This is a genomic window from Entomomonas moraniae, from assembly GCF_003991975.1.
Lineage (GTDB): Bacteria > Pseudomonadota > Gammaproteobacteria > Pseudomonadales > Pseudomonadaceae > Entomomonas > Entomomonas moraniae.
Genome location: NZ_CP029822.1, coordinates 374,481 through 396,449, shown reverse-complemented (window position 1 = coordinate 396,449; position 21,969 = coordinate 374,481). Strand labels below are relative to the sequence as shown.

29 protein-coding genes are annotated in these 21,969 nt (G+C 37.4%); 12 read left to right on the top strand and 17 right to left on the bottom strand.

The genetic code is table 11. The annotated features are described in order from the left end of the window. Positions 1–46: 46 nt before the first annotated feature. The 15 genes from DM558_RS01970 to DM558_RS01900 form a co-directional block, all read right to left on the bottom strand. Positions 47–835, bottom strand: coding sequence for a hypothetical protein (locus DM558_RS01970; protein ID WP_127161811.1), 789 nt, complete (start codon positions 833–835; stop codon positions 47–49). After that, positions 825–1,049: a Bbp19 family protein gene (locus tag DM558_RS01965; RefSeq protein WP_109703290.1), complete on the bottom strand. Its 225-nt coding sequence runs from the start codon at positions 1,047–1,049 to the stop codon at positions 825–827. The genes DM558_RS01970 and DM558_RS01965 overlap by 11 nt, the downstream gene beginning before the upstream one ends. Continuing rightward, a complete protein-coding gene (locus DM558_RS01960; protein WP_127161810.1) occupies positions 1,046–2,617 on the bottom strand; it encodes a portal protein in 1,572 nt (523 codons plus the stop codon). The genes DM558_RS01965 and DM558_RS01960 overlap by 4 nt, the downstream gene beginning before the upstream one ends. 3 nt (positions 2,618–2,620) lie before the next feature. Next, complete coding sequence (locus DM558_RS01955) at positions 2,621–2,860, bottom strand: hypothetical protein (protein WP_127161809.1); 240 nt, start codon at positions 2,858–2,860, stop codon at positions 2,621–2,623. Further along, complete coding sequence (locus DM558_RS01950; RefSeq protein ID WP_127161808.1) at positions 2,860–3,111, bottom strand: hypothetical protein; 252 nt, start codon at positions 3,109–3,111, stop codon at positions 2,860–2,862. Before DM558_RS01950 ends, DM558_RS01955 begins: the two co-directional genes overlap by 1 nt. Before the next feature lie 68 nt (positions 3,112–3,179). Then, positions 3,180–3,644 (bottom strand): DUF3592 domain-containing protein, encoded by a 465-nt coding sequence (locus tag DM558_RS01945; protein WP_109703294.1) that lies wholly within the window; start codon positions 3,642–3,644, stop codon positions 3,180–3,182. A gap of 43 nt (positions 3,645–3,687) precedes the next feature. Then, positions 3,688–4,047 carry a hypothetical protein gene (locus DM558_RS01940; protein ID WP_127161807.1) on the bottom strand — a complete coding sequence of 120 codons (360 nt, stop codon included), beginning with the start codon at positions 4,045–4,047 and terminating at the stop codon, positions 3,688–3,690. 382 nt (positions 4,048–4,429) lie between these two features. Next, entirely contained in the window at positions 4,430–7,399 is a 2,970-nt protein-coding gene (locus DM558_RS01935) for an autotransporter family protein (RefSeq protein ID WP_164731221.1), read from the bottom strand. Between the two features lie 351 nt (positions 7,400–7,750). Beyond that, positions 7,751–8,008 (bottom strand): hypothetical protein, encoded by a 258-nt coding sequence (locus DM558_RS01930; RefSeq protein WP_109703297.1) that lies wholly within the window; start codon positions 8,006–8,008, stop codon positions 7,751–7,753. 35 nt (positions 8,009–8,043) lie between these two features. Then, positions 8,044–8,364: a Mor transcription activator family protein gene (locus tag DM558_RS01925; protein WP_127161805.1), complete on the bottom strand. Its 321-nt coding sequence runs from the start codon at positions 8,362–8,364 to the stop codon at positions 8,044–8,046. A gap of 29 nt (positions 8,365–8,393) precedes the next feature. Then, positions 8,394–8,993 (bottom strand): replication protein P, encoded by a 600-nt coding sequence (locus DM558_RS01920; RefSeq protein WP_127161804.1) that lies wholly within the window; start codon positions 8,991–8,993, stop codon positions 8,394–8,396. Between the two features lie 7 nt (positions 8,994–9,000). Further along, positions 9,001–9,744 (bottom strand): DnaT-like ssDNA-binding domain-containing protein, encoded by a 744-nt coding sequence (locus DM558_RS01915; RefSeq protein WP_127161803.1) that lies wholly within the window; start codon positions 9,742–9,744, stop codon positions 9,001–9,003. 195 nt (positions 9,745–9,939) lie between these two features. Then, positions 9,940–10,254 (bottom strand): hypothetical protein, encoded by a 315-nt coding sequence (locus DM558_RS01910; RefSeq protein ID WP_127161802.1) that lies wholly within the window; start codon positions 10,252–10,254, stop codon positions 9,940–9,942. Positions 10,255–10,329: 75 nt separating this feature from the next. Continuing rightward, positions 10,330–11,103 (bottom strand): XRE family transcriptional regulator, encoded by a 774-nt coding sequence (locus tag DM558_RS01905; protein ID WP_127161801.1) that lies wholly within the window; start codon positions 11,101–11,103, stop codon positions 10,330–10,332. Positions 11,104–11,213: 110 nt separating this feature from the next. Next, positions 11,214–11,624, bottom strand: a complete 411-nt coding sequence (locus tag DM558_RS01900) for a hypothetical protein (protein ID WP_127161800.1) — start codon at positions 11,622–11,624, stop codon at positions 11,214–11,216. Positions 11,625–11,884: 260 nt separating this feature from the next. Here DM558_RS01900 and DM558_RS01895 point away from each other — a divergent pair, with 260 nt between their 5' ends. The 6 genes from DM558_RS01895 (at position 11,885) to lysC (ending at position 14,262) form a co-directional block, all read left to right on the top strand. Further along, positions 11,885–12,514: a hypothetical protein gene (locus DM558_RS01895; protein ID WP_127161799.1), complete on the top strand. Its 630-nt coding sequence runs from the start codon at positions 11,885–11,887 to the stop codon at positions 12,512–12,514. A 129-nt stretch (positions 12,515–12,643) separates the two neighbouring features. Then, complete coding sequence (locus tag DM558_RS01890) at positions 12,644–12,832, top strand: Com family DNA-binding transcriptional regulator (RefSeq protein WP_109703305.1); 189 nt, start codon at positions 12,644–12,646, stop codon at positions 12,830–12,832. Then, entirely contained in the window at positions 12,780–13,100 is a 321-nt protein-coding gene (locus DM558_RS01885; RefSeq protein ID WP_109703306.1) for a phage holin, lambda family, read from the top strand. The genes DM558_RS01890 and DM558_RS01885 overlap by 53 nt, the downstream gene beginning before the upstream one ends. After that, positions 13,097–13,513, top strand: a complete 417-nt coding sequence (locus DM558_RS01880; RefSeq protein WP_109703307.1) for a structural protein — start codon at positions 13,097–13,099, stop codon at positions 13,511–13,513. Before DM558_RS01885 ends, DM558_RS01880 begins: the two co-directional genes overlap by 4 nt. A gap of 199 nt (positions 13,514–13,712) precedes the next feature. Then, positions 13,713–14,066, top strand: coding sequence for a hypothetical protein (locus DM558_RS01875; protein WP_109703308.1), 354 nt, complete (start codon positions 13,713–13,715; stop codon positions 14,064–14,066). Further along, positions 14,005–14,262 carry an Rz1-like lysis system protein LysC gene (lysC, locus tag DM558_RS15730; RefSeq protein WP_127161798.1) on the top strand — a complete coding sequence of 86 codons (258 nt, stop codon included), beginning with the start codon at positions 14,005–14,007 and terminating at the stop codon, positions 14,260–14,262. The genes DM558_RS01875 and lysC overlap by 62 nt, the downstream gene beginning before the upstream one ends. A gap of 7 nt (positions 14,263–14,269) precedes the next feature. On the opposite strand, the gene gshA is transcribed toward lysC, so the two are convergent. Then, complete coding sequence (gene gshA, locus DM558_RS01865; protein WP_127161797.1) at positions 14,270–15,838, bottom strand: glutamate--cysteine ligase; 1,569 nt, start codon at positions 15,836–15,838, stop codon at positions 14,270–14,272. Positions 15,839–16,061: 223 nt separating this feature from the next. On the opposite strand from gshA, the gene DM558_RS01860 reads away from it, so the two are divergent. The 3 genes from DM558_RS01860 to DM558_RS01850 all read left to right on the top strand — a co-directional run bounded on the left by DM558_RS01860 (position 16,062) and on the right by DM558_RS01850 (position 18,762). Beyond that, entirely contained in the window at positions 16,062–16,382 is a 321-nt protein-coding gene (locus DM558_RS01860) for a DUF2845 domain-containing protein (protein ID WP_127161796.1), read from the top strand. A gap of 56 nt (positions 16,383–16,438) precedes the next feature. Next, on the top strand, positions 16,439–17,539 hold the full coding sequence (locus tag DM558_RS01855; protein ID WP_109703311.1) for a glycerol dehydrogenase: 1,101 nt from the start codon (positions 16,439–16,441) through the stop codon (positions 17,537–17,539). Positions 17,540–17,712: 173 nt separating this feature from the next. Beyond that, positions 17,713–18,762 carry a bifunctional transcriptional activator/DNA repair enzyme AdaA gene (locus DM558_RS01850; RefSeq protein WP_127161795.1) on the top strand — a complete coding sequence of 350 codons (1,050 nt, stop codon included), beginning with the start codon at positions 17,713–17,715 and terminating at the stop codon, positions 18,760–18,762. 165 nt (positions 18,763–18,927) lie between these two features. Here the strand turns inward: DM558_RS01850 and DM558_RS01845 are convergent, their stop codons facing one another. Beyond that, complete coding sequence (locus tag DM558_RS01845; RefSeq protein ID WP_127161794.1) at positions 18,928–19,452, bottom strand: cysteine hydrolase family protein; 525 nt, start codon at positions 19,450–19,452, stop codon at positions 18,928–18,930. A 134-nt stretch (positions 19,453–19,586) separates the two neighbouring features. Between DM558_RS01845 and DM558_RS01840 the strand changes: the two genes are divergently transcribed. The 3 genes from DM558_RS01840 (at position 19,587) to DM558_RS01830 (ending at position 21,823) form a co-directional block, all read left to right on the top strand. Next, positions 19,587–19,946 carry a winged helix-turn-helix transcriptional regulator gene (locus DM558_RS01840; protein ID WP_127161793.1) on the top strand — a complete coding sequence of 120 codons (360 nt, stop codon included), beginning with the start codon at positions 19,587–19,589 and terminating at the stop codon, positions 19,944–19,946. A 120-nt stretch (positions 19,947–20,066) separates the two neighbouring features. Continuing rightward, positions 20,067–21,188, top strand: coding sequence for a hypothetical protein (locus DM558_RS01835; RefSeq protein ID WP_127161792.1), 1,122 nt, complete (start codon positions 20,067–20,069; stop codon positions 21,186–21,188). A 278-nt stretch (positions 21,189–21,466) separates the two neighbouring features. Further along, positions 21,467–21,823 carry a DUF5339 family protein gene (locus DM558_RS01830; protein WP_127161791.1) on the top strand — a complete coding sequence of 119 codons (357 nt, stop codon included), beginning with the start codon at positions 21,467–21,469 and terminating at the stop codon, positions 21,821–21,823. Positions 21,824–21,969 lie beyond the last annotated feature (146 nt).

The window sequence follows — 21,969 nt, the reverse complement described above, 5'->3', positions numbered from 1 at the left end:
GCAATCGTTCTATGGTCGATCGTAGATTCTACGATCAACCTCTTTGCTAGCCAATTGGTTGGTTACCATAAGTCGACTCATAGTAACGTTTGATACGTTCATGAGTTGCTTTATGATCAGGGTGATTAGGGTTACGATAAGCATCGCTGCTCATCACCTGTCTGATATCTTGCTGCTGAAACCCACTGGCACGACTAATGCCAATATCTTCTTGGAAAGCTTTACCAATATTAGCGAGCATTTTAATCACAATTGGATTATTTCCAATTTGGTCAATATGCGCTAAATCTTCTGGTGCCGCATAACGTTGGAATGCTTGGTAAGCAGTACGTAGATTTTGGTTAAACTCTCCCTCTGTGCGCCATACATCACTAAGAACCTGATGCGCACCCTCTATGTCTAACTCTTTACCTGCTTGTACTAATTCAGGTAAACGATTAGCATATTCACTGAGCACGAATTCAACTTGCTTTTGCGTCATACCTAATTCATGGGCTTTACTCAAAAACTCAATATTTTCAGGTTCTTGTTTAAAGTCTTCAAAACTATAAACCTCTGAATTAAAATCAACTTGATACTCTTCTGGGCTACGTGGTGGTACATCCCCCGTTCCTAGGCGCCGCTCCAAATGGCTATAGCCTTCTGAAAGTTTTCTGGCACTTTGCTCTAAATCTACCGTACCGTCTTCTTTCAACACTTGATACTTTTCAGGTAAAAATACTTCATTTTGAGCTTCTTCATTAGCACCCAAAATAGAACCTGCACTCATAGCAGCATTTAATCCATCATCCCCATAGGCTTCATTGTCATAAGTAAAAAACTGTTTATTCAGCATGGTCTACTGCTCCGTTTGCTCTGTTAATTCGAGAAAGAATAAAATCAATGACACTGCGTTGACCTGCTCGGTAATAGGTTTTAATCTCCGCATTATGCTCATCAAATGAGGGAGGTAATGAAAATCTTGTAATTAAATCATCCAAAATGGCTTCCCCTCCCGCTGTTTGTTCAAAAAGGCGTTGGTAATCAAATTCATTTGGTTTTTGTTTCATTGTTCAGCCCCTTGCTGTGCCATCATCTGCTGTTGTGCCATTTGTAATTGCATAGCTTGCTCTTGCTCTGCGCGCTGTTGACGAATGGTTTCAATTTCCTGTTCTGTTCTAACAACTTGTGCAGGAACACCCAACGCTTCACCTGTAAAGCGTGTTGCTTTATCAAAATCAATATTGTCGAGCACGCCTTGATTAACTTGAGCACTTTGTATGGCCATTTGTACAAAGTTACTAATCGCGGTGACTTCATCAAATTTTTGCGCACGTGCCATTGGACTTACGTATTTAACATTAATGTATTTTTTCACTAATGATTCAGGGGCATCTGCAAAGACACCTGCACGAAAAGCGATACCAAAGCAACGCTCGATCAAAGGCTGTAAATACTCTGCTTGCATTCGTCCATAAATAGGGCCTAATAGCTGCCTAATTAATTGCTGGCGCATATTCACTTCTGTGGCCGTCATCGCTGGGCCATTTTGTGGTTGTAGCTGATCCGCCAGCATAATTTTACGAATAGCCGCTTGCAGTTGCTCACACTTGGTAAATGAGATATTAAAATCAGCACCACTGTGCAAAGGTCGCATGCTATCAACACTATTGGCAATAATAACTTTGCGAGGACCGACGGTGATTGCTTGTGGATTTAAAATGCCATCATCTTGTGCAATCCACATACCACTGATTGCAAGGTCAGCATTAGCAAGTTCCATACGCTTTATTTCATTGAGTGTTTTGGCATCTGGTAACGCATCAGAAACAGGGCCTATGGCATAGACACTTTGTGGAATTTGCATCCATCGTGGAATAACCACTGGCATTTCATTATAGCCACTCTCTCTGACCACACGTTTATTGTCTAAGTCTACGTGTACAGAGGCAATTGGTAGTTTTTTGGCTACCTCGCCTTGTTTACCATCCTTTCTTGGATAAATAGCGTGAACAAATCGTATTTTACTGCTTGGTTCTCGCTCTGCTTGTTTTTTAACTTTCTCCGCTAAGGCATCGCCGTATTCATTAACGGCTTGTTCTGCGGTGAGTTCATAACAACGATAGACGATATCAATTTTTTCATCAGCACGGCTTGTATCACAATACACACTGGCTATTGGCCATAGCTGAAAAACAAAACCGCCCTTTTCTCGGTCAGTATCAATATATAGTGCAAACCAACCGGCACTCATTAAGTCAAGATTTCCCTCATACGCAGCAGAGTCAAAATTGGAGTTGTGAATATTGCGCCATAGAACATCAGCCGACTGATCTAGCCAACGTTTTTCTTCATCACTTGCATGGTCCACATCTAAACCAAACCATCTTGAGTTAGCAGGTGTTAAACCACTAATGATAGCACTGGCCTGTGTACGTGCCGCATCGGTTAACGTTGAATCAAATAGCTGCGATTTTTTGCGCTGTATGGTTGAAGACGTGACAACTTCACTATTAAAACCTGCACCACGGATAGGAAATGAAAAATCAAAACATTCTTTCCATACTTGTTCATGCGGTTTGCGTAATGATTGTAATGTTGTCAGGCGACTACTAATTTTATTGGCTAGGTTTTCCATCAATTAACCACCTAATGTTTGCTTACTGCTAGCGCTACCTTGTTCACCACCTGTCGATAAAAGGCTACTGGCCCGGCGCTGCTTTTTCTTTTGTGCTAGTTCAAGATTAGCTGTTTCAGCCGCTTTATTAGCAGCCTCTTCCGCTTCTTTTTGTGGGTCTCGCTCTATAACTTTAGGTGTTTTTGATCCACCTAAACCGATAGCACTAGTTAATTTTTTAAATGTTTTTTTTACACCACCCATTATGACTCTCCTGTACTTATCCAACCTTTATCAGTTAGCGTGAAATGAATTTTCCGACTTTTATTAGAATTGAGCGCACTAGTTGTATTCACAACCGTTGCAGGCTGTTTTAGTTGTGCTTGTTGATTGAGTTCATCGGCTTTAGCCTGTGCTTGTTCTTTATCACCTAAAAAATTAACAAGCCACTCATTGGCTGGAGTCAATACTCCATAGCGACCACGCGCTTTTTGTTTTGCTTGATATATGGACATAAAAAAACCCTCGTTGTGAGGGTTTTAGTGTGAGAGATAGGGGTGGTTTGTTTTCCAACTGTCGTTATTTATTCAATGCCACCTGAGACCTTTTGGCGGAACATGCCTAACCAATACAGCACAACACCTATAGAAAGACACCAACCAAGCAATGGCCAGTTATAGACTGTCTCTGCATCTGGAAGAATCCGAGCTTGTTCAGGAGCATTAACATTGTAAAGAATATCGACAAAATCACCTTCGTTATATTTTACTTTAATCAGAGGAATAAAAGCTTCTTTTGTTTGACCGTATTCATCAAAGAACTTAACAACAATATCACTTGTATTGTCTTTGTTATTTCTAATTGAAGTCACCCACGCTTTCTTCTCCTTACCCGATTTATCTAAATACTGATAGAGGGTGCTACTGTATAACTCTTTTTGCTTATGAGTAATCGGCTTGATGGGCTGTTTTATAAATAAAGAGCAGATACCCCCAATAAATAATAATACAGCCAGTGTTTTTAGAATATGACTAACCCTAATTTTCATACAGCGCAATGTTCCTTAGCGTTTATTAGGCAAACGTAATTAATCAGAAGATCATACCAAGTATGGCACCAATTATAATATTAAAAAAGAATGACATTCCAATAAAGATAATAATATTCTTATTACCCTCAATGCCTAGTTTATTGATTAGCTGATAAATCACCCATCCCAATACAGCAAACCAAGTAACAAAAACAAAGAAGTTACTCGTCATCTTTAATATACTTAACAGGACGATAATACCAGTAAATATCATATATCCAAAAAAAATAGTTAGAAATGTTTGTTTATAATCAGGATATTCTGCTTCAGCCAACGATGCAGCAAAATAGGTACCAACTGCGTTAATTGCAGAAACTAAGGCAAAAACAAATGCCATCCCTAAAAGACTTATAATTACCATATTGGTTAACTCCTTTAATACGAAAAATTAATTACAATTAATATAATTACATGTAACCATGTTATCATATCACATGTAATATGCAATTTATTTAGAGTCATATAGCGGTAGGGCTTTAAATAGCATTTTTTTAAGTTCAATAAAGATTAACTCATCATAAAACCATAATAGCGTAGATTTTAGCTTACTCTTTTGCACTCTACTTACGAGAGAAAACTTTGTATCAAAAGCAGTTATTTAGTAGAAAAGTCTTTCTTTTATATTGGTATGCGGCAAATAACTTGAATAAAGCTTGCTGAAATAATGCGGGAGAGAAACCATATGAATTAGCCGAGCGAGTTATGAAGCTCGGCCAAGAGAGATTATTGTTTAAGTGTGATTATTAGAATTTATAGCTCATATTTAATGTACCTTGATATTCTTTATAGCTATTATCACCCCAGTTACCACTCACTTGAGCGCCCATACTTAAACGATCTGTAATATGACCTTGTAAACCAATTTTAGCCTCTAAACGGCTATCAGGAATGCCATCATGTAATTTAGTACCATTGAACTTTAGACTATTTTTAGCATTTGTATTTAACCAGTTCAATTCAAGATAAGGTTCTACCCTCGGCTTATCTATACCTCTTGCACTAATGCGAGCACCTAATCTTGTATCAAGTCCACTGGCATTATTGCTCGTAACATAGAGGTCATTAGCATCATGTTGGTTATCTGCATCATATTGTTTATAAGTAAGTTGTGCTTGTGGCGTTAATAGGTACTCATAGGCGGCATCTTTGCCCAACGAAATACCATAACCAATCTCCATAGAACTAGTCCAAACGTTGCTATTATAACGTTTAGTACTACTCATTGAATCACCCTCTACCCTATTACGATACCAACCGAATTGTGTCCATGTATCGACATAGAGACCAAGGGCTCCATCATCATTTTGGAACCATGTACCATAAACACCTGCATTATAACCTTGTACTTTTCCCTTGATTTTCGATCCTGTGGCTCTTGAACGACTTTTTGTCTCATTGTCACCGTAACCACCCATGACGCCTAGATGGAAATTACCGTCTAGTAAACGCCACACAGCTAAATCGCTACCAAACTCTATTTTATAAGTATGAGAGCGATTGCTCAATTTACCACCGACACTATCATAACTGCCGTGTTGCATATTGGTTCTGATCCAGAAATTTCTAGCCTCCGCTGTACTCTTCCCGCCTGTGAAAGTGGCTTGTCCTTCTCTATCATAAAGTGTGTGGTTAAACATGCTTGTTGCCGCCGTCTGATTCGCTAGGTAAGCACCTACGGCAGGGTTAATCAGGTCAGTATGCGTGCCTAATGCCCAGTTATCATTGCTATTCTTGAAAAGTAAGTATTCATACATTCCTGCTGTGACAGGTCTTCCCAGAGTTAAGTTAAGATTATTAGTGCCGCCAACGATAACAACCTCTAACCCTTCAGTACCAATCGCTTTTGGATTAGCAGCATTAATTAGCTTAACGTAAAGTTTAGAGCTTCCCGAGGCATCTCCTAAAATATTATATTGATCAGTGGTGAGGTTTTGAACATCAGTACGAACGTACAAGCTACCTCCATTGCCAATATAATTCCCATTGAAATTGATATTGATCGGTTGATAATTGGCATAGTTACTAGCTATTGCAAATGAACCTGAGTTTGTGATGTCAACATTATTAAAGTTGGCTTCTGTTACAGAGCTATCCATGGTTATAGTGCCCGTGTTATTTAACATACCATTGAGTGTACCATTACCAAAATTATTGTTTACAATGCCATTGCTATTGGTAACATCACGAACCGTCCAAGTGCCTTCATTATTCATCGTGGAGGCGGTTGTATTATTGGCTAGACTATCAAGGTTAACATAGCCTGTAATCTCTCCATTATTATCAAAAATAGCTGAAGAATTACTTGTAGAATTAGCTATTGAAATGACACTGTCAATATCTGATGTTATTTCACCGTTATTAGTAGCATGCAGCGTGCTATTAATATCTTGAGCAGCGACAATATCTATTGCTGTATTACCTGAGCTAATTTCACCATTATTTATGATATTTGTTGTATTCAAGCCAGAGGCATAAATACCTTTAGCATTGGTATTAGAGGTGACTAGCATGCCAACATTGGTAATGTTAGTTGCGCCTGTATTGTTAGCATAAATTGCTGCTAAGCCATTAACATCATTGATTGTGATTTCGCCTCTATTAAAAATAGTGCTATTTTTAACAACGGAGGCAGATATGCCAGCGTAGTTTGATGTGATGCCACCACTGTTATTAATAGTGGCTTCTTCTGCTGAGTTCACAGAAATGCCGGAGTTGGTTTGTCCTGTAACTGTAATGTTACCTCCTGTATTGTTGATGGTAACGTTACCTGAATTACTCGTATTATTGTAGCTACCATAATATATACCGGATCCACTTTCGTTGGAGACTGAACCAGTGTTATTAATATTCGTTGTACCTCCTTGTGCTGCAAGAATATTGATAGCATTTGCTTTGCCAGAACCAATATGTTTAACAGAACCACTATTATTAACTACAGTATCACCATTGCCACGGCTGACAACATGTATACCGTTAGACCCTGTACCAGAAGCTGAAATATTGCCCTGATTGTCTATAAGTTGATGACCATTAGTTAGTGTTGAATCAAGTGAATTGATCTTATCATTGTTTCCCGTAATTGCTACTGCACTTGTATAGTCGCCAGAAGTGGTTACCGAACTGTTTTTATCTATGGTTATTTCTGCAATATAGTTAGCCGTTACACCAATGCCTGAGCTACCTACATCGCTTGTATTTGTTGTATTTACCTTAACTTGTGTATTAGCTATATTCATATAGCCAGTACCAGATCCTGCCCAACCAGATTCTATGAGTAGCCCATTGGTACGTCCAGCTCCATTTGTCATAGTAATGGTAGAGTCACTGGCATTCATTGAAACTTTTTGTGAAGGCTTTTGTTCTGCTGGAATTGCAGCAAAACCTCCATAAATCCAACTATTGCTAGAACTGCTTTTAATATTAGAGTTAGAAATTTGCAAAAATAAATCAGGATTATTGGCTAACTCTGGTCTCTCCGGCCCAGGGCCAAAACCAATCATTTGCCCAGTACCATTTAAATTAACATTATCAATCACTAAATTAGAATAATTTGGTGAGGTTTCTCGAATGACAGAGTTTTCTTCTGCTCCGTGTGTTGTGCAAGTTTTTGTTCCTATTATAGTATCAAGAGAACAGTCCAGAGCATAAACACTCGATGACGTGGCTATAGTGATAGCTAAAAGGGACATTTTTTTTAAACTTGGCTTATACATCAATAAAATCTCCATTTTTAAAGCGCTATAATATATCTATTTATTTTATTAGACTAAAGTTTATTGTGATATTAATCACTAATTAACAATTCTATAAATATTTTACTAAATAGCATTAAATCCCCTAATCGCTCGATAATGACTATCTGGCTTTATCGTATTTTAGTACACAAAAATACATGATCAAATCTAGGTCGCTATAAATTAAATTTTCTTATTATTTTGATAGATTTACTTAAATAAAAATGTACGTACAAATCGTTTTATTTGATTTTTTAGATAGCACTATCAATAAAATCAGTTATTCACTTAGCACTCTAACTACTTAAAGGCACTCATAATTGCAAGAGTCTAACCTATTTTAAAATGATAGCTCCACCATGCATCCTTACTAACACCTGGTAAGTCTGTGCGACTTCCTCCTGTTACACTACACCAGAGTTTAACTAGCTTTTCGCCATCGCCATGCTTTGGTTCTGCTCCCTGTTTCCATCCTACAATTGTTGGTTTAGGGACTTGGATCATGTCGGATATTCCTTGTAGCGATAAGTTAAATTTATTTAAATCGCAAATGACTCGAAACCAATCCGTATCGCATCTTCTTGACATTTTATGTCCTCCACTAAATATTATTCGTTTTTAAACTACTTTTTCTTTGTTAAACTTGCGCGATTCCAGCGATATAAGATATTTTCAGATATCTTATACTTGCGCACTATTTCTGTTGTATTTCTACCATCAAACTCTTCTAAAATTTTTGACTTGAGTTTCTCCATATATCGCTCTGGATTCATCGGAAACACAATAGAAAGACCTCGCCAATTTTCATAAATATTAAATGTAATTTCTTCCGCCTTTTCTAAAGCCTTACCCTCATCAATCCCTATTTTTTCTAATTCATACTGAATACTTTCTGCTAATTCGCTAAAAAGTTCATTTTTACGCTGTGCTTGAATTGAAGTCATTTCATATCCCTCACTATCGATAATTGATATTAGCGGCGTTTAATTCCCAACAAGGTTAAACAATTCTGCCTCGCACTTTTTATATCAATTCCCTGCTGTTTAATCCGCTCATTAATTCTTTGCTCTGCTTGCTGCTCAATCTTAACCAACAGACTATCATCGCCACTGCTATGCCATTTTGTAACCTCTTTCAAGGGCTTATTCCGAGAATAATTATCCCGGACTTTCAAAAAATAGAACTCAAATCGCTTTTTCAATGACATACTTTCATAACCTGCATGTCTTAATTCAAAAAGCCCTGTTAATTCAGCTGTTACCTTGACCACAGGATGACTATAACGACCAATTAGTGCCTCACACCATGCAAGATCCATATCAACCAACCCATCAACCCGCTGGCATAGCTCCATAAACTCTTTAAGCCTTGGTGGAAAATCGCACTCAATCACCATTCGCTTTAATCCCTGTACAACTTGTTCGTCCGTTAACAGCTTCACCCCCTCTAACCAAATACGCTTAGCTTGACGCTCGCTTTTATGTGTAGCATAGTATTTTTCATACCATGCAGGATAAGAGGCGTGGATGGTGGCAAAAATTTTATTAACATTTATCACCATCTCATCTGTCACTCTTTCTCTATCCTTTCCACCAACTAAGGTCTGTACTTGTTTCTCTAATAATTCCATTGAATTTTTTAATACGTTGCTTACCTTTTCCATACTGCTGTTCTCGGTTAATCATATATTGATATGATTGCGCTAATGCGTGTTGCCACTGCTGTTGTGTTTTTTTAATATCTGGCTTACCGCACCAAAAACACCTAAACTCTTGCAGAACCTTACTTGGAACTTGTTGTGCCTCATCCACAACCCCTAACTTCACCAAATACATTGGAAAACTGCTATCTGGCATCCATTCATCAAACATACCAAAACTGCCTAATCGATCACTTTCGTCACCATTAGAGAGAGAAGTTATATCTTTATCTTTATCTTTATCTTTATCTTGTAGTTCACTTGCGTTTGTTTGTTTCACCAATCTTTTTTTGCTTTCTCGCCATGCTTTAGCTCTTTCAGCAGAGCCGTCTTCCTTAATAGGCTGGCGCTTACTCCATCCAATTAATTTATTATCTCTTACAACTTTGCCTTCCATTGCAGATAAAATTGCTCTAATTGATTGCGGACTAGTATCTAGCGCATTCGCTAAATCTTCTTCGTTAACCTGAATTGTCCCGCGCTCTTCAGCAATAGAAGCCATAACCAGCAAATGAACATATGCTGCTATTACAGTAGTAATCGGTTGCTTAGATCGCCGACTGATCGTTCTCCATTTAGGGTCATTCGGCATATCGTGCCAAAGCCTTAACCATTGATTTGCCATTTCAACCAACCTCTTAATATCGATACACCTATATATAATATAGGTACAACAGACAAATAAAATCACAGCCATAATAGACTGATAAATAAAAGTAAATTATTTCAACTAACCAGAATAAAACCAATATTAATATCGGAACACCACTATTATAATTATAAACATTCCTATATTCAACTATATTTTACCTATTTTTATTTAAATACATAACACTTTAATTAACTGCTCATTCGCTACTTGGATAATATATGGTCTAAACACAGTTTGATAAATATTTAGTACTTCAGTCCAATCATTACGCTCAATGGCTGCATAAAGGTAAACATCCGCTGTTTCTTCATCGCCAACTAAACCATTAACAGCCTGGGAAGCAACTTCTAACTCATAGTCTTTACCACTAACATGAGAACAATGGCAAGTAGTTAATAATTTATGAAGCTGAATAGCGATATAGTCGTCTAAACTTTGTTTAGACGTTAAAGATGGATTATTATTCGACAGAATACGTGACATAGTTATCCCCTATATGTGAATCAATAAAAATTATATAGGGATAAATTGATTTAGTAAATAGGTATGCCTATTATTTTATAGTAAAACTGAATACCAAAAAACTCGTCCTATGATTCTAATGTCTTTTAAATCATAAATTTCGTCTTCATATTCATCACGATTGAAAGATCTAACTCTTACTTGTCCATTAGCAAGGCGGTAAAGAAGCTTTACTCTCAATAATTCATCATCAATGGCAATAGCATATATTTTACCATCAACAATTGAGGTATTATCTGTATCAACACCCACAGTAGAACCGTCTAAAATAACAGGCTCCATGCTATTACCTTTAACAGTAACACAAACAATTTTAGCTGGATTAATACCTCTATTACGTAAAGTACTTTTGCCAAATCTTAATTTTGTTCTTGTACTAGCTTCAGCAATTGCAAATTTTCCAGAGCCAGCGGCTAATTCAACTTCTCTTAGAAAGGGTATTTCAACATCATCATCATCTAATGGTGTGTTATCATCCCACGTTTCAATAGGGAGCATTTGTGAATGCGTTAATAAATTAGGATCTGTAGCACTTTCTCCATCATAAGCAGCATTATTATAATTTGTTTTTTGCTCAGACAATCTATTTTGTGCATTTGTATTCGTCATACTTCCTTGTCCTGTTTCTAACCAGAACGCATCTACCCCACATATCCTAGCGATAGAGCCTATAAAAGAGGTTGACTGAGATCTTCCTGTTTCAAGCTCAGAAAGAGAGGGTTGTGTAATACCTACTTTATTAGCGAGTTCTTTTTGACTTAACTTTGCAAACTTACGAGCTTGTTTTATACGATCTTTAAGCTGTTGCATATATGCCTTTTATCACAAATTGTTTGTTTTCCGATATAATTTTATATGATATCGAATAATAAGTCATCTATTTTATAAGCATACTGATATTTAACAGATTAAACTAATGATTAATCTGTTATACGGGGTTCTAGCCAAAAGCGCCAAAGAAGACAAAGACAACAGGTTGTAATAACAGTGACAATTAAAATGTAAGGAATATAGGCACTTTGAATATTAAGCATACTACAATAAAAATACTCTAAAAACACACCAACAATATTTGTTGCAAGCAAAAGTATAGGCAGTGAAAATCGATTAAAATAAGCCATAGAGAACCCCGTTAAAACCACAGGAATTCCAGCCAAAAAAATACCTACTGATGCAGCTATAAAAGGAATCATCACAAGGTTTTGTGACATATTCAAAAATCCAACACCTTGTATAACACTCAGTATTTGTATAGGAAGCACTATAATAAAAGTAGCAAATAATAAGCCAATCACTACAAAAGTGGCTATTGAATATAGATATCTTTTCACACTACACTTATCCTTTATAATCCTAATTCATTCTTATAATACACTGAAACGGCTAATAAATCTTTTCAATATTGTTGTTCTCTAAAACCAACGATTAAGAAATTTATTACTTAACATTACAATAAATAACGTAAATATATTATTTATCATATACTTATAAAATAAAACTAATTAATTCAGAATAGTGATCTTTATTATTTCAAACAAATGTCCTAAAGTAATACAAATGTTGCTGTTAACATAAAGGGACTATACTAAAAATGTTTAAATTTTTTATACCATTTGGCCTAACCATATGCTCTTCTATAGTCAATAGTGCCCCCTGTTATACAGATATAGAAGATGGTTGTAACGATGGTTCAATCCCTATTTTAGTAAAAACAGAAAATACTGATCAAGGATTTTGTACCGAATACACAAATGAAGAAAAACAAAAAATAGTAAGGTGCTTTAAAAAACTACCAGAGTCTGAAAAACAAGAAGATACACAGATAAAAGTAGCCGAACAACGCCAACCGATAAATCAGCAACTTATTTACACTAATCAGTCTCAACAAATCAATAATTACTATAATAATTATAATGAAAACTACAATAGCCGCGATTCAGGTTCAGGTTATTGGGCTGGTTATTGGAATGGATACAATAACAATTATCATGGAAACCACTACCCCAACAGACCTCCTCCTCCACATAATCGCCCCCCCAGAGAACCACCTGTAATGACTTACCCTTCAAGATACGTAGGAAAGAGAGTTAGCTCTAAGATATGGACATCGTCAGGTCCTAGTCGCCCTCAAAATAGGCCAAACAGACCAAGACCAAACAAACCTAATTATTCTGATAGTCCTATAAGCCCCCCATCAAGATCTGTACCAAGCAGAAGATAGCTACCGCCAAACATGAAGTGGTATTTTATCTAACATACCACTTTATTATGCTATAGCAAAAAGATCCTCCCTCTCTAACTCTGCATAATACCTCTAATATCAACACATTATATATTTAGAGGAATAACTATGCTAAAAGAATTTCGATGCAAAAAGTGCCATAAGTTATTGGCAAAAATTAGTGATTATTCCGAGCTCGAAATAAAGTGTAATCGTTGCAAACAAATCAACTATTACGTTTTCTCCTCTAATCTGGAATATCAAAATGCCAAACAAAGATCCAACATTTTTACAGATGCTTTACACCGTAATATCTGAAAATACAACGGTAGGAGGAGCTGTGATGGCTTCAATAATAGCAACATTACGTATTTTATATGATGACAACAAGACAAGGCCAATGCGAATTATTCTAGAGGCATTAACTTGTGGAGCTTTATCACTATGCGTAACAGGAATTATTGAACTATTTCACCTCCCTACCAGTGCCGCTATAACAATAGGAGGAGCCATAGGCTTTATAGGTGTAACAGCATTAAGAGACTTTATTTTAAAAATAATCACCAATAGGATAGATAAAAAATGAACTTACCTAGAGGTATACGAAATAACAACCCTGGCAATATTCGCTGGGGAAGTGATTGGCAAGGTCTTATATCTGAAGAAGAGAGAACCGACAAATCATTTTGCCAATTCCAAGACCCTGTTTATGGGTTGCGTGCGATGGTGAAGATTATATTCACCTACCAAGAAAAATATGGACTAAACACAATTGAATCAATCCTCCATCGCTACGCCCCACCCAATGAAAACAATACACAAGGCTATATAATGAGAGTATCAGAAGCCATAGGAGCTCTCCCTAAACAGCCTCTCAAGCTCACGGATGGGACATTAAAAGAACTAATGCGGGCAATAACTGCTGTAGAAAATGGTCAAAACTATTACTACTACTACAAAACTGACCAATTAGAAAAAGCTATCCAATTAGCTAAATAAAAAATCAACCTCTATTAAACTCGTAGCCTAAAAAACTACGAGTTTTTATTAGCCTGCACTATTGATTTTCTTGTTACAACAAAAATTCATCAGCAACAAAAACAACTACCCTATTCCAATAGAAATAATCAAATTATTCAAAATCTTAACGAAGTAAACTCCCTATCACATAGAGACGATTACAAAAGAGCAACGCACTATGCAAAAACTACTTAGCTATACCACAGCGTGTCTTATCATTGCGCTACTACTTTGCATCGTATACCTATCACACATCAAAAATCAGCGAGATAAAATACAACATAATCTGAACTTAGCTGAGCAACAAATAAATAATCTTGTTGATATCAATAAAAACCTCAGCGGCTCTATAGACTTGCTGGAACAACAGGCACAACAAAACCGACGTTACATTTATAGTCTAGAACAAAAACGCAAACAAACCCAAAAGCAAACCGATCAACTTATTCAACAATTCAAAAGGCTAAAAAATGAAAATAAAACTGTTAATAGTTGGGCTAATCAGTCATTGCCTACTAGCCTGCACAAATAAACAACTAATTACACAAAGCCAACTCATCAAAGTGCCACCACCGGTGATAACAGCGTGCGATCGTCTATCCGTTGCAGAGTGCCAACCAAAGACCAATGGCGAGTTATATGAATGCGCCCTTATTATCAGTAAAAACCTTGCATTATGTGCAGACCAAACAGACACACTTATTGAATGGCAACAAAATAATCAATAAAAAACGATTAGCCATTAATATAACGGGCAATATACTCATCTAAACTAGGCGACTTAGCATCCTCTAGCCTTTTTTGCTCTGCAACCGACTGTTCAGCCAGCTTTACATACTGCTGCGTAACCTCTGGAGCTAATGATTGATGATTAAAATAATCATGATGTAACTTACTCTGCCGCAATGAAAACTCAGCAAACGTTAAACCGCCTTCCTCCATCGAATTTATCACCTTAGCAGAAGGTAATAATTGAGGATTATTCACCTTCTCCAACTGAGCTAATACAGATCGACTATGCTTATCCGTATGGCTGGCTTTATCCAATACAGCCGCTGCTTTAGCAACGTCATCCAACAAAGCTTTAGCCCAATCTGTTAACAACACCTGCTCGCCATCACATTGCAATAACAAAGCAGGATCACGCCCTTGCTTTACCGTCGACAAAAAATTATCCGTATAAGCAATGCATTGATTTTTAATGATTAAACTACTTTCTTCCATTGCACAATACAATAAAAAACTATTCAAAAAATAACTGGTTGTTTCATCAATACCTAATGGCATAAAAGGATCAATATCCATGCAACGTACTTCAACATACTGGATACCCGCACGACGTAACGCTTGGATAGGTCGCTCCCCTTCTTTAACAACACGCTTAGGACGAATACTTGAATAGTACTCATTTTCTATCTGTAAAATGTTAGTATTTAACTGAATCCATTCACCATCCTTTTTAGTACCTATACGCTCATAGGCAGGATAAGGTGTTTTAATCGCTTTACTCAAACTATCAATATACGTCGATAGATCATCATAGCAAGGCGTTAAACCTGACTGAGCATTCGACTGATACCCCAAATCACTCATACGCAAACTGGTTGCATACGGTAAATAAAAAGATGACTTATCAAAACGCTGTAATTGATGATTAGGATAACGCTTTAAAAAACTCTCATCCAAGGCAGGAGAAGCACCAAATAAATACATCAATAACCAACTAAACCGTCTAAAATTGCGGATTAGCGCAATATATTGTGCGGACTGATAAAAAGATAAATCCTGCTTACTTCGTTCCACCTTATGAAGAATAGGCCACAACGCGTCAGGTAAAGAAAAGTTATAATGAATACCTGCAATACACTGCATCGTCCGCCCATAACGAACCGCCAAACCACGGCGATAAATATGACGTACCATCCCCGATGCTGAAGTACCGAAATACGCAATAGGAATATGCTCCTCATCAGGGAGCTGGCAAGGCATAGAAGAGCTCCACAACAACTCATCTTGCAAATTTTGCCCAACAAATGCATGAGTATTTGCCAAATCCTCTAATGTATCGCTTGTATCAGGCTTAGCAGGCGTAATAAATTCTAACAACGCCTCAGAATAATCAGTGGTAATTTTATCATTTGTCAATGCAGATCCTAACACAATAGGATGAGGTGTTTGCGCCAACTGCCCAGCAGAGGTAATGCGCAAACACTCACGCTCAATACCGTGCAAACACTGATCAAGTAGTTTTAAAGGAACTGCTTCTTGCAATAAATTTAAACGATCTGCAAACAATTGACTCACAAAAAATCTCCGATAAGTCTTTCTGTATAAAAACACAACCCGCCAATTATTATTGATATAAAAATATACGGCGGCTAAAAGAGAGAAGTATAAAACAAATACAGTTTCATAGCATAAAATAAATAATGAAAAATCATAGAAACAATTGTATATAACAAAAAACCTATACAATATCCAACTACGCTATAATACTATAATAGTGATAAAACAAAGGCAGAATTACATGAAAAAAATATTAATCATTAGTCTATACTGTCTTATTAGTTTACCGTCCTTAGCCGATAGCTTGCGCTGTGGTAACGACCTTATCAAAACAGGAGATAGCAAGGGAACTGTTATTGCCAAATGTGGACCTCTTTATAATGAAGCCCAAATAAACTACTCAAAAAAATACCAAAGCAACCAAGCTATTTACACAACAACCGAAGAATTAACGTATAAAGACAATGGGAAAATTTACTACCTACTAACCTTTGAAGGAGGTAAACTCGCTCACATTGCATTCCAACGGTGCAACCAAAACCCATCCCCTTTATGCGATTAAAACCTCTGCTCACATAGGGTAGAACTAACTAAGCAACCAGATGAGAGGAACACATCATGATCACACCACGCAGCATAACATCCCCTAAAGCGTTTCTTATCGCCAAAGGATTAATGGACAGCCTAGAAACCCACATAAAACCCGTTGGACAAAATGCACTCATAATCTGCGACACCTTTTTTATGGAGCGTATCAACAACAATGTTCAACAACACTTTCCAAAAGCACAAGTCAAAGCTCATGTTGAAAAATTTGCTGGCGAGTGCACTAAAGCCGAAGTAAAACGCCTCACCGAACTTTGCAAAACAAATCAACACGATGTTGTCATTGGTATTGGCGGTGGCAAAACTCTCGACACAGCCAAAGCGGTTGCCTACTACCAAAACATCCCCGTCATCATTGTACCAACGCTCGCATCAACTGATGCTCCTTGCACAGCTCTCAGCGTCTTCTATAAAGAAAATGGTGAATTTGACGAATACTTATTCCTTCCTGAAAATCCACAAGCCGTGATTGTAGACAGCCAAGTTATTGCTAATGCACCTGTTCGCTTCTTTGCCGCAGGAGTAGGCGATGCTCTAGCCACCTACTTTGAAGCACGTATGTGCTATCTTGCCGATGGTGTGAACCTCGTACTGAAACGCCCATCACGCACAGGTTTAGGCATAGCACAACTCTGCTTTGAACTATTAATAGAAAATGCCGCTGCCGCGATGGATGCAGTACAAAATAAAGTCGTCACCCCAGCCCTAGAACAAACCATCGAAGCCACCATTTACCTAAGCGGTGTTGGCGCTGAATCAGGGGGCCTCGCCGCTGCTCACGCAGTCAGCAATGGCATGGGAACAATCGAAGCACTACACAATGCACAACACGGTGAAAAAGTTGCTTTTGGCCTACTCACACAACTCGTGCTTGAAAATGCACCAGAAGACGAAATAGAGACTGTCATCAACATTATGCAAACCGTTGGTTTACCCCTCAGTTTAGCGGACTTTGGGCTTAAAACAATCGTTGAAGCTGACTGGCGTAAAGTTGCCGAAGTAGCTTGTGCAGAAGGCGATACCATGTCCAACATGAACCAAAAAGTCACCCCTGACGATGTCTACGCCGCCATTCTCGCAGCAAATAGTCTAGCTGAACGCTATCACTTCTAACAAATCAACATCAAACCTATCAGAGTCGCTCAAGAATGAGCGACTCTTTATACTCTCCACTAAACAATAAAACGCTCCTCTCACGCATAAAAATACTTGTTCAATTTTCGGTTGTATGCACAAATTATTAAGCCTAAGATCATATCAACCGAAACAATACACAATACGCCACTATGAAAATTACAGACACCGAGCAAATAGCTACCTACTACCAAGCTCTGCTAGACCGAAACCCTGCGTATACAGGTATTTTTTATGCTGGCGTAAAAACAACAGGGGTATTTTGTATTGCAACATGCCGAGCCAAAAAACCAAACTACAATAATGTAGACTTTTATCAAGACATCAAATCGGCACTCAATGCGGGCTTTCGTCCATGTAAAATTTGTAACCCAACTCAAAATGCTTACCCTACTCCACCCGAGATTGAACAGGCACTAAAACTTATACAGAAAAATCCTAAACAGAGAATTTCCGACTGGCAACTCAAACAACAAAATATACAACCAGAAAAGGTTCGCCGTTGGTTTAATCGCCACTACGGTATTACTTACCAAACCTACCAACGGATGCTAAGAATTAACACAGCACTACAAGAGCTCAAACAAGGCAAAACAGCTACCCATGTAGCCTTTGACAATGGCTATGACTCACTCAGTGGCTTCAACTACACCTACAAAAAAATCACAGGTAAAACACCTATGGAACAAACCAATATTATCGTTATGCAACGAATCACCACACCTATTGGCCCCATGTTTATCGCTGCAACAGAAAAAGGGATTTGTCTTCTAGAATTTGTAGACAGGCGAATGCTAGAAACAGAACTCAAAGATTTACAACGCCTACTTAAAGCCCACATTATCATGGGAGAAAACGACCACACCAAACAAACACAACAACAACTTAAAGAATACTTCAATGGTCAACGCTTACAATTTAGTGTCCCTCTTGACACACCAGGAACAACCTTTCAAAAAGCGGTTTGGCAACAACTACAAACCATCCCCTGTGGACAAACCAGAAGTTACCAACAACAAGCATATGCGATCAACAACCCTAATGCCGTAAGAGCTGTTGCAAGAGCTAATGGTGCTAACCGTGTATCGATTATTATTCCTTGCCACCGAGTAATCGGAAAAAATGGCCAACTCACAGGCTATGGTGGAGGACTAGCCAGAAAAGAATATCTTCTTAACCATGAAAAAAATATAGCACCATAAACTCATTCAATGAAATACAGCCACTATAAAATAACAATTAAGGAAGCCAATTCCTTAATATTCATTAACAGTTTAAGCTTCTAGCTATTGGAGGATTCTAACATCCCTGTTCTGCTGAGAGTCCATAAAAACATGTAAAAAACCTAACTTACTGAGAATCATCCATTAATCAAAAATTAACTGACTGTTTACAATCGGAACAAGTGCGCCAAAACCACCCAACGCAAATAAATGAACATGCTGTGTTTCTGCTGTCATACAGTCCGCTAACAATGTCACCTTATACGCTTTAACGGACTTAGATATTCCCGTTAGCCCTACACAATTTTGTGTTTGCATACCACACAACAGCAACTCACTTACCCCAAAACGCGTTAAAACCTCAGTTAAATCAGTCTCCCAAAAAGCATCCGCACGAGTTTTTGTAACAACCGTAGCATTTGGAGCAGCTTCCAATAATGTGGGATGAATTGCAACCCCATAAGAACCCTGATTAAAAATATCAGAAACCTGCTTAGTGGGGTCAACCACATGTTGAACTAAAATAATAGGCATCTGCCGTTGCTTTGCTTGCTCCGCAACCTTTAAAATATTCTGCAAGGTCGCATTCACATTCCACAAAGGCAATGCACCACCTGGGAAATAATCATTTTGTACATCAATAATCACCAACGCTTTATTACTTGCCATCGCCATTCACCTTTTAACAGTTATAGTTAACTCATCTATCAAATTAATTGACCTTGGACTCTATTTTAACTATAACTATCAAACTAACAAGAATGCACTTTTTTGTATGATAGTACCCAAAAGGATACCAAGAAATGCCCACCAGCAAAGCAGACAAAGCTGAATCACTTAACAACATGCCATTGATCGCCATGATAAAACTCATTGGTGGAAAATATAAACCGCTCATTTTATGGCGACTCATGACAGGTACCAAACGCTACTCAACCCTGCGTAAAGAAATCCCCTGTGCAACAGCAAAAATGATCACACAACAGCTACGAGAACTCGAAGCCGACGGCCTTATTAAAAGAACCGTTTACCCTGTTGTGCCCCCCAAAGTAGAGTATACCCTAACGCCTCAAGGTGAAAGCATAAGCCCTGTACTTCAAACCATGTACGAATGGGGGCAAAAACACCTACAAACAAACCAACCAATAAAAACAAAAACTTAGGCAAAATGCTATGCATAAAAATAAAAAAACCACACATAAAAACTATTTACCCAGAGAGAAATAGTCGTTAATCTACACATCCATGAACTAAATTAATAAATACATTAGGTCATTATAAGAATGCAGTTAATAAAAAAACCATTGCTACCAATTCTTTCACTGATAGTCTATATTGCTTATAGTTACTTATTAAGTTCACTGTTCGACTTTAATCCCGATGATGAATCGCTGCTATTAAAAATTCATTTTGTCGACCCACTTAACTTCTTATCCGCTTTTTTTTCTTACAACCTGATCTCACCAGCACTGCCCATACTACTGGTCACCTTGCTTTTCACTTTACAGCGTCGCCCCAACCTTAAAAATATTGGCTGTATTATTATCATCACAACCTTAGCTTTCATCATCACCAAACTACTCTTTTTCTTTATTATTCCCTTACGTATCATTTATTTAGCAAACATCCACAGCAATACCCTATTTATTGCCTTACTGATGAACCGCAGCATGATCCACCTCTTGGTGTTCATCATTTGTTGGGCCTTTTGTTGCCACTATATTTTTACAAAAGTAAAAGAGCCTGATACTACCAACACCTTGAGCACTAAAACGATTAAACGCCTAATTACTAGCTTTTATAGCTTATTTATCGTTATTACTTTCGTGTCATACTTACAATACTCAGTTTTTAAGCCTTCCTACACGGTTGAAACTAGTCTTCAAGGTTATCTAATCATCATCGTTGCCATTAGCTTGTTTTATCTTCTAACATGGACACACGAGTATTTAAGACAAACCCCAGATACCGAACACTACCAAGGCAACATCATCAAAGCCTACAGCATGACCATTGGGCTTCATATTCTATTAGCCAATGGCCTTTTCCTCACCACCATACTGCTTAAAGGTTTTATTCATAAACATGATGAAGTTAAAACGCTACTAATGCAAAGCTATTGGTTATGGGCTAGCCTATTAATCATATTTGCTATTACTTTCATTATTATTGTTGCTAAACAGGTCAACCATATCGGCTATAAAATAACCCATTACCTTATTTTTCTTTGCCTGAGTTGTCTTATTTTATTTATAGGCAATAACATTGGTTCTTTTAAAATTGTCTTCATTGCCTACGCTATTATTATGTTCTTCACTGCATGCAGTGCATGGATTAATGCACAGTTTGTGAGACTATCCATCACCCAATTCTTTCGCACAAAACAACCAATCAATGTAAGCTAACAGACTCATCATTTCCTAAAAAATACCGAACAAATAATTCTGGTATAAAAAAATAATGCTTACGAATAAGCTTTTATTATTTAGTTGCTAGTCACGCTTTCTATTGAGGAACTTTAGCCATAACACTAATGGTGAACTAGGTGATTAAGGGTTGCCTCCAACCCATAGAGTAAAAAAATAACAACGCTCTGTTGTTCAATAAATTGCTTTTTATACAGGTTTTTATTTTTGGTATACTGGTTTGAAATAAACAACCATCGACAGAAAGGATTGTTATATTGACTAAACTTGCTTATGCACTATGTTTAATGATGCCGTTGCTTACTTTAGCACAGACTAATAAAAAGGAGTCCGTTTATGCCGACTCGTGTAATGCTTTTTTTGAAGCATCAGATTCTTTTATATCTGGCCTAGAAAAAAATAAATTTACCTCAATTTATATTACCCAACAAAAAAAAATCGAACATAATAAAATGATGGATCAATTTAAACAGCAACTCGCATCCATCCCCAAAAAGCAACAGATCGAAACTTGCGACATCATGTCTAAAACTATTCAAAACAAGATACAACAAATAAACAATGTAAAATCAGATGAAGACATTCAAAAACTCTTCCCACAGCTAAAAAATTAATAACGAGCCATAATACGAGCTACACCTACATGCCCTAGAAGTAGCTTCTCAACCAGACTTTGCCACCTTGTATCATAAACGCTATTATCATGGTATTAGTCGCTTTCCCCTAACCTATATAGGTTACCTTTTTTAAACCATACAGG